The organism is Streptomyces eurocidicus (assembly GCF_002891295.1).
In the GTDB taxonomy this organism is placed as follows: Bacteria; Actinomycetota; Actinomycetes; order Streptomycetales; family Streptomycetaceae; genus Streptomyces; species Streptomyces eurocidicus.
In genome coordinates, this window is the sequence record NZ_LGUI01000008.1 from 111287 (window position 1) to 125447 (window position 14161).

Sequence of the window (14161 nt, forward strand, 5' to 3'; positions counted from 1 at the left end):
AGGGCCTAGACTCCCGTGCGTACAGATCGTCGAACACGCGGGACAGGGAGCGAGGGGCGGACGTGCCGGAGGCCGGTGTCCACATCGCGGCGGACTACTTCCACAGCTATTCCGTGGTCGGCCTGCTCGCGGTCGTCGGCGTGCTCTTCGTGGCCGTCGCCTTCACGGCCGGCAGGCTGCTGCGGCCCGTCGTGCCGACCCCCGAGAAGCTCCTGACGTACGAGTGCGGCGTGGACCCGGTCGGCGAGGGCTGGGCGCACACCCAGATCCGCTACTACGTCTACGCCTTCCTCTACGTGATCTTCGCCGTCGACTCGATCTTCCTGTTCCCCTGGGCGACGGTCTTCGCCGCGCCCGGATTCGGCGGCGCGACGCTCGTGGAGATGTTCATCTTCCTCGGCTTCCTGGCCGTGGGCCTGTTGTACGCATGGAAGAAGGGCGTCCTGGAGTGGACGTGACACCCCCGGCACCCCCCGTGGACCTGCCCGAACCGCGCCGTCTCGGAGTGCTCTCCCGGCTCGCCCCCGAACCCATGAAGGTGGTCCTGAACTGGGGCCGCCGCTACAGCCTGTGGGTCTTCAACTTCGGCCTGGCCTGCTGCGCGATCGAGTTCATCGCCGCGTCCATGGCCCGCCACGACTTCATCCGCCTCGGCGTCATCCCCTTCGCACCGGGCCCCCGCCAGGCGGACCTGATGATCGTCTCGGGGACGGTCACGGACAAGATGGCGCCCGCGGTCAAGCGGCTCTACGAGCAGATGCCCGAGCCGAAGTACGTCATCTCCTTCGGCGCGTGCTCGAACTGCGGCGGCCCGTACTGGGACTCGTACTCGGTGACGAAGGGCGTGGACCAGATCATCCCGGTCGACGTCTACGTACCGGGGTGCCCGCCCCGGCCCGAGGCGCTGCTCCAGGGCATCCTCAAGCTCCAGGAGAAGATCGCGGCCGAGTCGCTGGGTGAGCGGTATGCCGCCGGAGGCGGGGCACCGACGCCGGTCGCCGCGCTGAAGAGCGGCCTGGTGGCGCCGCCGCCCGCACCGGGTACCGCGGAATCCGGTACCGATGGTTCCACCACCACGGATTCCGCCTCCGGCGGCGATTCCGGGGAGGCCGAACGATGAGCGAGCCCACCGACCCGGACGCGCAGCGTCCGGCCCCCGCTTCGCGCCCCCCCAAATCCGACAATATTCATCACTCCGAGAGCTCTCCGCGACCCGAGGCCGCCGATGCGGCTTCGCAGGACGAGACTCCCGGACCTGTTGCCGAGTCCGCCGCCGAGGCGACTGCGCCGGCCGTCGGCTGGTTGCCGCACCCCGCGACCGAGCTGTTCGGCGAGGGCGCGAGCGCGGCGGAGGCGTACGGCCTCCTCACGGTCGACGTGCCCGCCGGGGCGTGGATCGCCGCGCTGGAGACGGCGCGCGCCACGCTCGGCTGCACCTTCTTCGACTGGCTGAGCGCCGTCGACGAGCCGGGCACGGGCTTCCGCGTCTGCGCGCACGTCGCCGCGCTGCCGGGCACGGCCGGTGCGGGCGTACGGCGGCTGATCGTACGGACCACCGTGCCGCACGACGCTCCGGCCCTGCCCACGGCGATCGGCGTCTACGCCGGGGCCGCGTGGCACGAGCGCGAGACGCGCGAGATGTTCGGCGTGGAGTTCGAGGGTCACCCGGACCCGTCACCACTGCTGCTCCCGGAGGGCTTCGAGGGCCACCCGCTGCGCAAGGACTTCGTCCTGGCGGCGCGGGTCGCGAAGGCGTGGCCGGGCGCGAAGGAGCCGGGCGAGTCCGAGCACGGCGGCCCGAAGCGCCGTCAGATGCTCCCGCCGGGCGTCCCCGACCCCAACGAGTGGGGCCCCCTCAAGGGCCAGCTGCCCCCGGCCCCGGCCCGCCCGACCCGAGCGGCCCGCCCGGCGGGCGACCGCCCGGTGCGGCGCGCCCGTACGACGGACGAGGGCTCGGCGAGCCAGCCGGAGGCGGCGGCTCCGGCGCGCCGTGCGCGCAGCGCGAGCGAGGGTTCCGCGAGTCAGGCGGAGGGGACGGCGGCTCCGGCGCGCCGTGCCCGGTCCGCGAGCGAGGGTTCCGCGAGTCAGGCGGAGGCGGCGCCGCGCCGTACCCGCAGTGCGGGCGACGGCTCGGCGAGCCAGGCGGCGGCCCCGGCGGCCGGCCCGCGGCGTGCCCGCAGCGCGAGCGACGGCTCCGCGAGCCAGCAGCCGACGGCGGACGGGCAGGCGGGTACGGACCAGCCGGGCCCGGCCCGCCCCCGTACGGCCCCGGCGTCCTCCGACGCCCCCTGGCACCACGCCCGCCCGGCCTTCGACGAGAACCCGGAAAAGGCGCCCACGCCCCCGACGCCCGCCACCGAGCCCCGGCCGACCACACCGGAAGCCGCAGTCGCCGAGCCCGGCACCGTGCCGCAGGCGCCTGGCCCCGGTGAGGGCCGGCCCGCCGCGAGTCCGGAAGCCCCGGCGGCCGAGCCCGCCGAGGCTCCGACCGGCTCCGGCCCGACCGCCGAGCCCCGGCCGACCACACCGGAAGACGCAGTCGCCGAGCCCGGCACCGCGCAGCAGGCGCCTGGCCTTGGTGAGGGCGGGCCCGCCGCGACTCCGGAGGCCCCGGTGGCCGAGCCCGCTTCCGCGCCGCGGACACCGCACATCCGTGAGGATCAGGCTGCCGCGCCGGAGGACGGCGCGGGCGCCGGTCCCGCCGGGTCCCGGCCCGCCGTGGCTCCGGAGCTCCCGGCGGCCGAGCCCGCCGTGGCTCCGGCGACGCAGACGCCCCCTGCCCGCGAGGGCAAGCCTGCCCCGGCCGCCGAGCCGGGCACCGCGCCGCAGGCGCCTGACCCCCGTGAGGACCAGGCCGCCGCCGCGCCGGAACCCGCCGCCGCGCCGGAACCCGCCGCCGCGCCGGAACCCGCCGCCGCGCCGGAACCCGCCGCCGCGCCGGAACCCGCCGCCGCGCCGGAACCCGCCGCCGCGCCGGAACCCGCCGCCGCGCCGGAACCCGCCGCGGACGCGGGCGCCCGGTCCGCTGAGCCCGCCGAGCCCGCTGAGCCCGCCGAGCCCGCTGAGCCCGCCGAGCCCGCCGTGCCCCCGGCCGGGTCACGGCCCGTGGAGCCCGGCGACGGGGCGCGAGCCCCGGCCGCGCCCCCGGCCGCGCCCCGGCCGCGCCCCGGCCGCGCCCCGGCCGCGCCCCGGCCGCGCCCCGGCCGCGCCCCCGGCCGCGCCCCGGCCGCGCCCCGGCCGCGCCCCGGCCGCGCCCCGGCCGCGCCCCGGCCGCGCCCCGGCCGCGCCCCCGGCCGAGGCCGGCCAAGCCGGCCGGCAGGGCGAACCCACCGACCCCACCCGCGGCGAAGCCGCGCACGGCACCCCCGAAGACGAACCCCCCGCCGGAGGCGACCCCGCATGAGCGACACTCTCGACGTCGTCCTGCGCCTGCTCGCCGTGTTCGTCGTCTTCCTCGTGCTGCCGCTCGCCATCGGGCAGACCGAGCACAAGGTCATGGCCCATATGCAGGGGCGCCTCGGACCCATGTACGCCGGTGGGTTCCACGGCTGGGCCCAGCTCGTCGCCGACGGGGTCAAGTTCGCGCAGAAGGAGGACGTCGTCCCCGCGGGCGCGGACCGGCGGATCTTCCAGCTCGCGCCCGCCGTGGCGCTGCTGCCGTACCTCCTCGTCCTCGTCGCCATCCCGGTCGGGCCGGGCAACGCCGTCGGACAGGTCGTCGACGCGGGCATCTTCTTCGTCCTCGCCGTCATGGGCGTCGGCGTCCTCGGCTCGCTGATGGCCGGCTGGGCGTCCGCCAACAAGTTCTCGCTGCTCGGCGGCCTCCGCACCGCCGCCCAGCTGATGGCCTACGAGCTGCCGATGCTGCTCACCGCCGCCTCGGTCGCCATGGCCGCCGGCACGGTGTCCCTGCCCGGCATCGTGGACGCCTTCCACTGGTGGTGGGTGCCCTGGCAGATGGTCGGCGCGGTCGTGTTCTTCATCGCCGGCCTCGCCGAGCTCCAGCGCCCGCCCTTCGACATGCCCGTCGCCGACTCCGAGATCATCTTCGGCGCGTACACCGAGTACACCGGCCTCCGCTTCGCCCTCTTCCTGCTCTCCGAGTACGCGGGCATCGTCGTCCTGTGCGGCCTGACCACGGTCCTCTTCCTCGGCGGCTGGCACGGCCCGTTCGGCGCCGACGGCCTCGGCTGGCTGTGGACGCTGCTCAAGGCCGCCCTGCTCGCGTTCGTCGTCATCTGGCTCCGCGTGACCTATCCGCGGCTCCGCGAGGACCAGCTCCAGAAGCTGGCGTGGACCGTCCTCATCCCGCTCGCCCTCGCGCAGATCGCGCTCACCGGCGTCGTCAAGGTGGTGATCCAGTAGTGTCCCCGTTCCCCGGCTCCGGCCTGGCCAAGGGCCTCGCCGTCACCCTCCGGACGATGACGAGGCGCACGGTCACGGCCCAGTACCCGGACGTCCAGCCCGAGCTCCCGCCCCGCACCCGCGGCGTCATCGGCCTGTTCGAGGAGAACTGCACGGTCTGCATGCTGTGCGCCCGTGAGTGCCCCGACTGGTGCATCTACATCGACTCCCACAAGGAGACCGTGCCCCCGGCCGCCCCCGGCGGCCGCGAGCGCAGCCGGAACGTACTCGACCGCTTCGCGATCGACTTCTCGCTCTGCATGTACTGCGGCATCTGCATCGAGGTCTGCCCCTTCGACGCGCTCTTCTGGTCCCCCGAGTTCGAGTACGCCGAGACGGACATCCACGACCTCACCCACGAGCGCGACAAGCTCCGCGAGTGGATGTGGACGGTCCCGGAGCCGCCCGCGCTCGACCCCGCGGCCGAGGAGCCCAAGGAGATCGCCGCGGCCCGCAAGACCGCCGAGAAGCTGGCGGCCCAGGAAGCGGCCGCCGCCCAGGAGAAGGAGGGAGAAGCATGACCGGCACGGGCCTCACCGCGCTCGCCGCCCAGGCACCCGGCACCACCGCGCTCGCCGCGAAGGCGCACGGCTTCCTCTCCCCGGCCGGCGTCGAGATCGCCTTCCTCCTCGTCGGCCTCGTCACCCTCGGCGCCGCCCTCGTCACCGTCACCACCAAGCAGCTCGTGCACGCCGCCCTGTGGCTGGTCGTCACCCTCGGCGGCCTCGCCGTCGAGTACCTCCTGCTCACCGCCGAGTTCATCGCCTGGGTACAGGTGCTGATCTACGTCGGCTCCGTCGTCGTCCTGCTGCTCTTCGGACTGATGCTCACCAAGGCCCCCATCGGCCGCTCCCCGGACGCCGACTCCGGCAACCGATGGCCCGCCCTCGGCGTCGCCGTCGCCGCGGCCGCCGCCCTCGTCTGGGTGGTGACCGACGCCTTCCGCGCGACGTGGATCGACCTGGAGGGCGCCGCGGCCGCGGGGGAGGGCTCGACCAAGGTCACCGGAGAGTTCCTCTTCCGGCACTGGGTGCTGCCCTTCGAGGCGCTGTCCGTGCTGCTGCTGGCCGCGCTCGTCGGCGCGATCGTCCTCTCCCGCCGCAAGACCGGGGAGCAGCGCTGATGCATCTCGTCTACCCCGCCGTCCTCGCCGCGCTCCTCTTCTGCACCGGCCTCTACGGCGTCCTCGCCCGGCGCAACGCCATCCTGGTCCTGATGTCCGTCGAGCTGATGCTCAACGCCGTCAACCTCAACCTCGTCGCCTTCGACGTCTGGCTGCGCGATGAGCTCCACGCCGGACAGGCGCTCACCCTCTTCACCATCGCCATCGCCGCCGCCGAGATCGGCATCGGCCTGGCGATCGTGCTGCTCGTGTACCGCAACCGCGGCACCGCCGACGTCGACCGGCTCCGCGACCTCGCGGAGGACGGGCAGCACACCGAACCCGCCGACCGCGAGCACCAGGCGGAGGCCGCCGCATGACGACCACGACCACCGCCGTCCTCGTCCCGCTGCTGCCGTTCCTCGGCGCCGTCGCGGGGCTCCTGCTTGGCCGCCGCGCCCCCGGCTTCGTACGGCCCCTCGCCGTGCTGCCCACCGTCGCCGCGGCCGTCCTGGCCGTCGTCGTCGCCTGGCGGCAGGGCGGCGGCACCGGCCAGGAGGCGATCGACGCCGCCGTCGAACTCACCCCGACCGGCTCCGTCCCGATCGACCTCGCCCTGCACCTCGACGGGTTCGCCGTCCTCGTCGCCGTCCTCGTCGGCGTCGTCGCGTCCTGCGTCCAGCTGTACTCGACCGCCTATCTGCGCGACGACCCCCGCTACCCCTCCTACGCCGCCCTCGTCTCCCTCTTCACCTCCGCCATGCTCCTCGTCGTCTACTCCGGCGACCTGATGGTGCTGCTGGTCGGCTGGGAGATCATGGGCATCTGCTCGTACTTCCTGGTCGGCCACTACTGGGAGACCGAGGCCGCCCGCGCCGCCTCCCTCAAGGCGTTCCTGGTCACCAAGCTCGGCGACGTCCCCTTCCTGATCGGCATCCTCGCGCTGGCCGCCGACGCCGGAACGTTCCGGATCAACGGCATCCTCACCGCCGCCGTTTCAGGCGACCTCGCCCACCCCACGCTGATCGCGCTGCTGCTCCTCGCCGGCGTCGCGGGCAAGTCCGCGCAGTTCCCGCTGCACACCTGGCTGCCCGACGCGATGGCCGGCCCCACGCCCGTCTCCGCGCTGATCCACGCCGCGACGATGGTCGCCGCCGGCGTCTACTTCATCGCCCGGCTGCTGCCCGTCTTCGCCGCCTCCGCCGCGGCCCTGGTCGTGCTCGCCGTGATGGCCGCCGTCACCATGGTCGGCTCGGGCCTCGCCGCACTGGCCCAGGACGACATCAAGCGCGTCCTCGCCTACTCGACCGTCGGCCAGCTCGGCTATATGACCGGCGCCCTCGCCGTGGGCAACCGCGACGCGGCCGTCTTCCACCTCATCACCCACGGCGCGTTCAAGGCCCTCCTCTTCCTCGGGGCAGGCGTGATCATCCACGCGGCGGGGACGAACTCGCTGGCCGCGATGGCCCGGACCGGCGGGCTCGCCAAGCGCATCCCCGACGCCTGCTGGACGATGACCGTCGCCCTCCTCGCGCTCGCCGCGATCCCGCCCTTCAGCGGCTTCTTCTCCAAGGAGGCCGTCCTCGGCGCCGCCGAGCACGCGGCCGCCGGCGACGCCCACGGCATCCCGGGCGCGGCCGGCTGGACCGTCCTCGCCGCCGGGCTGCTCACCGCCCTCCTCACCGCGGCCTACGCCATGCGCCTGTGGCTGCTCGCCTTCCGCGGCAAGGGCCCCGAGGCCGCCGACCACGGCCGCGAACCGGCCGCCATGAACGCCGTCCTCTGGGTGCTGTGCGTCCCCGCCCTCGGGCTCGGCCTCGCCGCCTGGAAGCTCCCCGACTGGTTCGACGGGCGCTCCCTCACCCCGACCCTCACCACCTCCGTGCTCGGCACCGGTGCCGCCCTCGTCGGCGGCCTGCTCTCCTACGCGGCCTGGCGGCGCACCGCGGCACTCGCCGCCCGCACCCCCATGGGCGCCGTCGCCGCCGACCCCGGCGCCTCCCCGGCCGTCTCCGAGGAGGAGGCCATCGCCACCCACGAGGCCGTCTACGGCAGCATCGCCTCCGCGAAGGACCCGGCCGACCCCGGCCGTCTCCTCCTCGGCCCCCTGCACCGCCACGCCGCGGCGGGCTTCCACCTCGACGCCGTGTACGACGCCCTGTTCGTCCGGCCCGTGCGCGGTGCCGCCCGGCTCGCGCACTTCCTCGACCGCGAGGTCGTCGACGCCTACGTCCGTGGCGCGAGCACCGCCCCCGGCCTGCTCGGCGCGGCCGTCCGCAAGGCCCAGACCGGCAATGTGCAGACCTATCTGAGCGCCCTGCTCGCCGGCTCCGTGGTGCTGGCCGTCGCCGCCGTGCTCGTAGCCACCGGAGCCTGAACATGAGTCACACCGTCATGCAGTACCTCCTCGCCGCTACCCTCGTCCTCCCCCTGCTGGGCGCCGTCGGCGCCCTGCTCCCGGCCCCGCCCGGCCTCAAGGGCCGCAGCCCGGAGCAGGCCGTGCTGCGGCACGGCGTCACCGTCACAGGCGCCGTGCTCGCCCTCACCGTGGCGCTGGCCGCCGGCTTCGACCACGACCGCCCGGCCCGGATGCAGGGCACCACGGACCTCAGCTGGATCCCCGCCCTCGGCATCCGGATCCACCTCGGCGTGGACGGCGTCTCGCTCCCCCTCCTCGTCCTGACCGCGCTGCTGACCTTCCTCTGCGCGCTGTACAGCTATTTCAAAATGCCCGCGGGCCCGTCTCCCAAGGCATTCGTCGCGCTGATCCTCGTGCTGGAGTCCGGCACCCTCGCGAGCTTCGCCGTCCTCGACCTGATGCTGTTCTTCCTGGCGTTCGAGATGGTGCTCATCCCGATGTACTTCCTCATCGCCCGCTGGGGCGGTGACGGCCGTGAGCGCGCGGCCTGGCGGTTCATCCTCTACACCCTGCTCGGCTCCGTCGTGATGCTGCTCGGCCTCCTCCTCATCGGCATCAAGGGCGGCACATTCGACATGGTGGCACTGGCCACTGACAACGGCTCGAAGCTGAGCCGCACCACCCAGCTGATCGCCGTCCTCGCGATCGGCATCGGACTGGCCGTCAAGGCCCCCATGTGGCCCCTGCACAGCTGGCTGCCCGACGCCCACACCGCGGCCCCCACCGTCGGCTCGGTGCTCCTCGCGGGCGTCCTGCTGAAGATGGGCACCTACGGATTCGTCCGCATCGTGCTGCCCATCGCCCCGGACGGCGCCCACACCTTCGCGCCGTACCTCGCCGCCTTCGCGGTCGTCGGCATCCTCTACGGCTCCCTGGTCTGCCTGTCCCTGGCCCGCACCGGAGCCAAGGGCGACCTCAAGCGCCTCGTCGCCTACTCCTCCGTCGGCCACATGGGCTTCGTGCTGCTCGGCATCGCCACCATGACCCCGACCGGCGTCAACGGCGCGCTGTTCGCCAACATCGCCCACGGCCTCATCACCGGCCTGCTGTTCTTCCTCGTCGGCGCCGTCAAGGACCGCTACGGCACCAGCGACCTCGACGCCCTCTCCGGAGCCACCGGCGCCGCGCTCTACGGCAAGGCCCCGCGCCTGGGCGGGCTGCTCGCCTTCGGCGCCGTCGCCTCGCTCGGACTGCCCGGCCTGGCCGGCTTCTGGGGCGAGATGCTCGCGATGTTCGGCTCCTTCCGCCCCGCGGACGGCCTCAGCCGCCCCGCCTTCCTCACCTTTATGGCCCTGGCCGGCTTCGGCACCCTGCTCACCGCCGCGTACATGCTGATCGTCGTGCGCCGGGTGTGCATGGGCGGCGACGGCGAGGGCGGGCCCGCGCACGAGCTTGTGCCCGCGCCCGCCGACGTCCGGACGTACGAGTTCGCCGCCTGGACCCCCCTCGTCGTCCTCACCGTCCTCGCCGGACTCTGGCCCGCGGCCCTCCTCGGCCTCACCGACCCGGCCGTGTCGCAGCTCCTCCGAGGAGGCAACTGATGGGCTCCCTGGTCCAGTCCGTCGACTGGCTCGCCATCGCCCCGCCCACCATCACCGCGGTGGTGGCGCTCGTCGTCCTGGTCGCCGACCTCTTCCTGCCCGAAGGGAAGAAGCCCCTCCTGGGCGGCATCGCCCTCGCCGGCCTGGTGCTGGCCGGGCTCTCCCTGCTGCCGCTCCTCGACGGCGACCGCTCCACCTTCTGCCTGACGTCGTCCGGCACCCGGGCGTGCAGCTACACGGCGGACCACTTCACGCTCGTCATCCAGTTCCTGGTGCTGGGCGGCGCCCTGCTGACGGCCCTGCTGTCCGTCAGCGACCTGGTGGACTTCTCGCTCCCCTCGGGCGAGTACTGGTTCCTGCTGCTGTCCTCCGCCGCGGGCGCCGCGCTGCTGCCCGCCTCCCGGGACCTCGCGACCCTCGTCGTGGCCCTGGAAGTGGCCTCGCTGCCCGCCTTCGCCCTCGTCGGCATGCGCCGCGACGACCGCAAGTCGTCCGAGGCGGCCCTGAAGTTCTTCCTGTCGTCGGTCACCGCGACCGCCGTCATGCTGCTCGGCGTCAGCTTCGTCTACGCCGCCACCGGCAGCCTCCACCTCACCGAGGTCGCCGGGGGCCTCCCCGGGGAAGGCACCCGGCTCGGCGTCCTCGCCCAGACGGGCGTGGCCCTCACCCTCGTCGGCTTCGCCTTCAAGACGGCGGCCGTGCCCTTCCACTTCTGGGTGCCCGACACCTACGTGGGCGCACCGCTGCCCGTCGCGGCCTACCTCTCCGTCGTCGGCAAGGCCGTCGGCTTCACCGGCCTGATCCTGGTGACCGTCGTCGCCTTCCCGTCCTACGCCGACGTGTGGGGCCCGGCCCTCGCCGTGCTCGCCGCCCTCACCATGACCGCGGGCAACGTCGCCGCCCTGCGCCAGCGCGCCGACCGCGCGCACAGCGCCGTACGCCTGCTCGCCTGGTCCTCCGTCGGCCAGGCCGGCTATCTGCTGGTGCCCATCGCGGCCGCCGGATACACCGGCGACCCGGCGCACGCCATCGGCTCCACCGTCGCGTACGCCCTGATGTACGCGGCCGTGAACCTCGGCGCGTTCGCCGTCGCCGCGCTCGTCGCCCGGACCAGCCCGGCGCACCGCCTCGCCGACTACCGCGGCCTCTACGCCCGCCGCCCGCTCGCCGCCCTCGCCCTCGGCTTCTTCCTGCTCTGCCTGGCCGGGCTGCCGCCGGGCGTCATCGGGCTGTTCGCCAAGGTCACGGTCTTCTCGGCGGCCGTCGACGCGGGCCTGGGCTGGCTGGCGGTCGTCATGGCGGTGAACGTCGTGATCGCCCTGTACTACTACCTCCAGTGGACGGCGCTCCTCTTCCGCCCGGCGGCCGCGGAGCCCGCGGCGGCGGGGGAGGAGGAGCCGGCCCCCGCGCGCGTCCCGCTGCCCCTGGCGGCCGCGATGGCCCTCGCCGCGGCCCTCGGCATCGTCCTGTCGGGCGCCCCGCAGCTCGTGCTCCGCTTCGCCTCGGGGGCGCTGCTGTAGCCGGCGCCACCCTTACGGCCCAGCGCGCCCGCCCGTGCGCGAGGGAACCAGCCGTGCTCATCTGGCGTTGACCGATCGAGAAGGTTCCACTGGAAGGTGGAAGCGCCACAGCAAAAGGGTTCCCCTGCCGCACCATTTGGAGGGCGTACCGTGCACCGCCGGCACAACGGGCTCAGGACCGCAGTCCTCCTCGGGGGGCTGTCCGCGCTCATCATCGTCATCGGCAGCCTGTTCGGGCGTACGGGCCTGGTCGTCGCCGTCCTGGTGGCCCTCGGCACCAACGCCTACGCCTACTGGAACAGCGACAAGCTGGCCCTGCGGGCGATGCGCGCCCGGCCGGTCAGCGAGTTCGAGGCGCCCGCGCTCTACCGCATGGTGCGCGAGCTCTCCACGGCCGCGCGCCAGCCGATGCCCCGGCTGTACATCTCCCCGACCGAGGCGCCCAACGCCTTCGCCACCGGCCGCAATCCGCGCAACGCCGCGGTCTGCTGCACCGACGGCATCCTGCGCCTGCTCGACGAGCGGGAGCTGCGCGGTGTCATCGGCCACGAGCTCAGCCATGTCCACAACCGGGACATCCTCATCTCCTCGATCGCGGGCGCGCTCGCCTCGGTGGTGATGTTCCTGGTCAACTTCGCCTGGCTGATCCCCTTCGGCAGATCCGACGACGACGAGGGCCCCGGCATCCTCGGCATGATCATGATCATGCTGCTGGGCCCGGTCGCGGCCTCCCTCATCCAGCTCGCCGTCAGCCGCTCCCGGGAGTACGAGGCGGACGCCTCCGGCGCCCGCCTCACCGGCGACCCCCTGGCCCTGGCCTCGGCCCTGCGCAAGCTGGAGACGGGCACCCAGCGGCTCCCGCTGCCCCCCGAGCCCCGCCTGGAGACCGCGAGCCACATGATGATCGCGAACCCGTTCCGCACGGGCGAGGGCATGACCAAGCTCTTCTCGACCCACCCCCCGATGGCCGAGCGGGTCCGCCGCCTCGAAAGCATGGCGGGCCACCGCCCCTGAGGGCGGTGGCGTGCCCCTTCCGCAGGTCAGCCGAGGTCCCGGGAAACCACGGCGCCACCCCCGGTCGTCCCCCTCGCTAGGAGTTGTCTCGCGTGGGAGGCTGTTTTCATGAGGTTCATCCTTAACGTCGTCTGGCTGGTCCTCTGCGGCCTCTGGATGGCGCTCGGCTACGTCGTGGCCGGATTGATCTGCTGCGTTCTGATCATCACCATTCCGTTCGGCATCGCGTCCTTCCGCATCGCGGGCTTCGCCCTCTGGCCCTTCGGGCGGACGACGGTGGAGCGGCGGGACGCGGGTGCCGGGTCGCTGATCGGCAATGTCATCTGGTTCGTGTTCGCGGGCTGGTGGCTGGCGCTCGGGCACATCTTCACGGGCATCGCGCTGTGCCTGACGATCATCGGCATCCCGCTGGGCATCGCGAACTTCAAGCTGATCCCGATCTCCCTGATGCCGTTGGGCCGCGAGATCGTGCCGACGGACCGCCCCTTCGCCACCCGCTGACAACGGGGGCCGCGCGAGGGCCCCTTGAACGCCGCGAGGGCGCTCCGCCGGGCAACTGCCCGGTGAAACGCCCTCACTGCGCGCCTGGCCGCCTCGCGGCGCGGCGGACTAGCGGTAGTTGACGAACTGGATCGCGAAGTCCAGGTCCTTGCCCTTGAGGAGGGCCTGGACCGCCTGGAGGTCGTCACGGCTCTTGGAGCTGACGCGCAGCTCGTCGCCCTGGACCTGCGCCTTGACGCCCTTCGGGCCCTCATCGCGAATGATCTTGGCGACCTTCTTCGCGTTCTCCTGCGAGATCCCCTCCTCGATCGAGGCGAAGATCTTGTACTCCTTGCCGGAGGGCTGCGGCTCGCCGGCGTCCAGGGACTTCAGCGAGATGCCGCGCTTGACCAGCTTGGTCTCGAAGATGTCGAGAACGGCCTTCACGCGCTCCTCGGCGTTGGCCCGCATCTCGATCTTCTCGCCGGACCATGCGATCGAGGCGCCGACGCCCTTGAAGTCGTAGCGCTGCGAGATTTCCTTGGCGGCCTGGTTGAGGGCGTTGTCGACCTCCTGCCGCTCGACCTTCGAGACGATGTCGAAACTGGAGTCGGCCATATTGAGTTGGCTCCTCGTACGTAGATCCATCAGGGGTGCGGCCGGGGTGCCGCCCCGCCAGCCTAGCCACCCGGGGGGCCGGTGAGCGGTGAGGAATCGAGTGGCGGACCACCCCAGGTCATCGGGTATGGTTTACGTCGTTGCCACGGAGCACCACCGCAAGGCGGAATCCGGGGCGGCAACCCTTGGCGGTGTGCCCGAGTGGCCAAAGGGAGCAGACTGTAAATCTGCCGGCTCAGCCTACCCAGGTTCGAACCCTGGCGCCGCCACATGTGAAGGCCCTCTCCTTACGGAGAGGGCCTTCTGTGTTGTCCGGGGAGCCCCGGCTTCGAAGGATCATGTGATCTGCGGCACGCGCGGGCGGATCAAGCCACCGGATCCCGCGCCCGCCCGGCCCTACGTCAGCGACTTCACGGCTTCCGCCACCGGCGTGTCGCCCCCGATCAGCTCCAGGGTCCGCCCCGCGGTGCCCGGCTCGGCCAGCAGCGCCGCCAGGACGGCCGCGACGTCGTCACGGGTCACGTCGCCCCGGCCCGTGGACTCCGCCAGCCGCACCAGGCCCGTCCCGGGCCCGTCCGTGAGCCGGCCGGGCCGCAGGATCGTCCAGTCCAGACCGGCCCGGGAGCGTACGTCCGCGTCCGCGGCGCCCTTGGCCCGCAGATACGCGGCAAAGACCGGATCCGTACCCTCCGGAGGCTCGCGGTCGGCGCCCATGGACGAGACGACGACGAAGCGCCGGACCCCGGCCGCCTCCGCCGCGTCCGCGAAGAGCGCCGCCGCGCCCCGGTCCACGGAGTCCTTGCGGGCGACCCCGCTGCCCGGCCCGGCACCGGCCGCGAAGACGGCCGCGTCCGCGGACTCCAGGTGCCGTACGAGGTCGCCGACCGACGCCGACTCCAGGTCGCACACCACCGGTTCGGCACCCGCGGCGAGCACGTCGCCCGCCTGTGCGGCCCGGCGGACGACCCCCGCGACCTCGTCCCCGCGCCCGGCGAGCAACCGCTCCAGCCGCAGCGCGATCCGACCATGTCCACCCGCGATGACAATGCGCATGATCCGACCG

Annotated in this window: 13 protein-coding genes, 1 tRNA gene and 1 pseudogene; 13 read left to right on the plus strand and 2 right to left on the minus strand. The window is 73.4% G+C overall.

Going from position 1 to position 14161, the window contains the following annotated elements; all coding sequences use genetic code 11:
• Positions 1–62 precede the first annotated feature (62 nt).
• The 12 genes and pseudogenes from AF335_RS22535 to AF335_RS22585 all read left to right on the plus strand — a co-directional run bounded on the left by AF335_RS22535 (position 63) and on the right by AF335_RS22585 (position 12501).
• Positions 63–458 carry an NADH-quinone oxidoreductase subunit A gene (locus tag AF335_RS22535; RefSeq protein ID WP_087927533.1) on the plus strand — a complete coding sequence of 132 codons (396 nt, stop codon included), beginning with the start codon at positions 63–65 and terminating at the stop codon, positions 456–458.
• Positions 449–1120, plus strand: a complete 672-nt coding sequence (locus tag AF335_RS22540; RefSeq protein WP_102920282.1) for an NADH-quinone oxidoreductase subunit B — start codon at positions 449–451, stop codon at positions 1118–1120. The genes AF335_RS22535 and AF335_RS22540 overlap by 10 nt, the downstream gene beginning before the upstream one ends.
• Positions 1117–1683, plus strand: a pseudogene (locus AF335_RS35870) (NADH-quinone oxidoreductase subunit C); the annotation flags it as partial. The gene AF335_RS22540 and the pseudogene AF335_RS35870, both read left to right, overlap by 4 nt.
• Positions 1684–3399: 1716 nt before the next feature.
• Complete coding sequence (locus tag AF335_RS35180) at positions 3400–4365, plus strand: complex I subunit 1/NuoH family protein (protein WP_146045611.1); 966 nt, start codon at positions 3400–3402, stop codon at positions 4363–4365.
• Positions 4365–4925, plus strand: a complete 561-nt coding sequence (locus tag AF335_RS22550; protein ID WP_102920284.1) for a NuoI/complex I 23 kDa subunit family protein — start codon at positions 4365–4367, stop codon at positions 4923–4925. Before AF335_RS35180 ends, AF335_RS22550 begins: the two co-directional genes overlap by 1 nt.
• On the plus strand, positions 4922–5527 hold the full coding sequence (locus AF335_RS22555; protein WP_102920285.1) for an NADH-quinone oxidoreductase subunit J family protein: 606 nt from the start codon (positions 4922–4924) through the stop codon (positions 5525–5527). The genes AF335_RS22550 and AF335_RS22555 overlap by 4 nt, the downstream gene beginning before the upstream one ends.
• Complete coding sequence (gene nuoK, locus AF335_RS22560; RefSeq protein WP_102920286.1) at positions 5527–5886, plus strand: NADH-quinone oxidoreductase subunit NuoK; 360 nt, start codon at positions 5527–5529, stop codon at positions 5884–5886. The genes AF335_RS22555 and nuoK overlap by 1 nt, the downstream gene beginning before the upstream one ends.
• Entirely contained in the window at positions 5883–7883 is a 2001-nt protein-coding gene (locus AF335_RS22565; RefSeq protein WP_102920287.1) for an NADH-quinone oxidoreductase subunit 5 family protein, read from the plus strand. The genes nuoK and AF335_RS22565 overlap by 4 nt, the downstream gene beginning before the upstream one ends.
• Positions 7884–7900: 17 nt before the next feature.
• The gene (locus AF335_RS22570) at positions 7901–9466 is read left to right on the plus strand and encodes a complex I subunit 4 family protein (protein WP_102920498.1); all 1566 of its coding nucleotides are present in this window, start codon (positions 7901–7903) and stop codon (positions 9464–9466) included.
• The gene (locus tag AF335_RS22575; RefSeq protein WP_102920288.1) at positions 9466–10986 is read left to right on the plus strand and encodes an NADH-quinone oxidoreductase subunit N; all 1521 of its coding nucleotides are present in this window, start codon (positions 9466–9468) and stop codon (positions 10984–10986) included. Before AF335_RS22570 ends, AF335_RS22575 begins: the two co-directional genes overlap by 1 nt.
• A gap of 150 nt (positions 10987–11136) precedes the next feature.
• A complete protein-coding gene (gene htpX / locus AF335_RS22580) occupies positions 11137–12000 on the plus strand; it encodes a zinc metalloprotease HtpX (protein ID WP_102920289.1) in 864 nt (287 codons plus the stop codon).
• Between the two features lie 108 nt (positions 12001–12108).
• A complete protein-coding gene (locus AF335_RS22585) occupies positions 12109–12501 on the plus strand; it encodes a YccF domain-containing protein (RefSeq protein WP_102920290.1) in 393 nt (130 codons plus the stop codon).
• 108 nt (positions 12502–12609) lie between these two features.
• Here AF335_RS22585 and AF335_RS22590 read toward each other — a convergent pair whose 3' ends face one another.
• Positions 12610–13098: a YajQ family cyclic di-GMP-binding protein gene (locus tag AF335_RS22590; RefSeq protein ID WP_087927543.1), complete on the minus strand. Its 489-nt coding sequence runs from the start codon at positions 13096–13098 to the stop codon at positions 12610–12612.
• Between the two features lie 187 nt (positions 13099–13285).
• Between AF335_RS22590 and AF335_RS22595 the strand changes: the two genes are divergently transcribed.
• Positions 13286–13367, plus strand: a tRNA-Tyr gene (locus AF335_RS22595).
• A 127-nt stretch (positions 13368–13494) separates the two neighbouring features.
• On the opposite strand, the gene AF335_RS22600 is transcribed toward AF335_RS22595, so the two are convergent.
• On the minus strand, positions 13495–14151 hold the full coding sequence (locus AF335_RS22600; RefSeq protein WP_102920499.1) for an NAD(P)H-binding protein: 657 nt from the start codon (positions 14149–14151) through the stop codon (positions 13495–13497).
• Positions 14152–14161 lie beyond the last annotated feature (10 nt).

Bases quoted from the DNA above. Each gene is read 5' to 3' on its own strand.
- AF335_RS22575 (WP_102920288.1), top strand. From the start codon at position 9,466: ATGGGCTCCCTGGTCCAGTCCGTCGACTGGCTCGCCATCGCCCCGCCC.
- AF335_RS22600 (WP_102920499.1), bottom strand. From the start codon at position 14,151: ATGCGCATTGTCATCGCGGGTGGACATGGTCGGATCGCGCTGCGGCTG.
- AF335_RS22585 (WP_102920290.1), top strand. From the start codon at position 12,109: ATGAGGTTCATCCTTAACGTCGTCTGGCTGGTCCTCTGCGGCCTCTGG.
- nuoK (WP_102920286.1), top strand. From the start codon at position 5,527: ATGCATCTCGTCTACCCCGCCGTCCTCGCCGCGCTCCTCTTCTGCACC.
- AF335_RS22555 (WP_102920285.1), top strand. From the start codon at position 4,922: ATGACCGGCACGGGCCTCACCGCGCTCGCCGCCCAGGCACCCGGCACC.
- AF335_RS35180 (WP_146045611.1), top strand. From the start codon at position 3,400: ATGAGCGACACTCTCGACGTCGTCCTGCGCCTGCTCGCCGTGTTCGTC.
- AF335_RS22590 (WP_087927543.1), bottom strand. From the start codon at position 13,098: ATGGCCGACTCCAGTTTCGACATCGTCTCGAAGGTCGAGCGGCAGGAG.
- AF335_RS22570 (WP_102920498.1), top strand. From the start codon at position 7,901: ATGCAGTACCTCCTCGCCGCTACCCTCGTCCTCCCCCTGCTGGGCGCC.
- AF335_RS22565 (WP_102920287.1), top strand. From the start codon at position 5,883: ATGACGACCACGACCACCGCCGTCCTCGTCCCGCTGCTGCCGTTCCTC.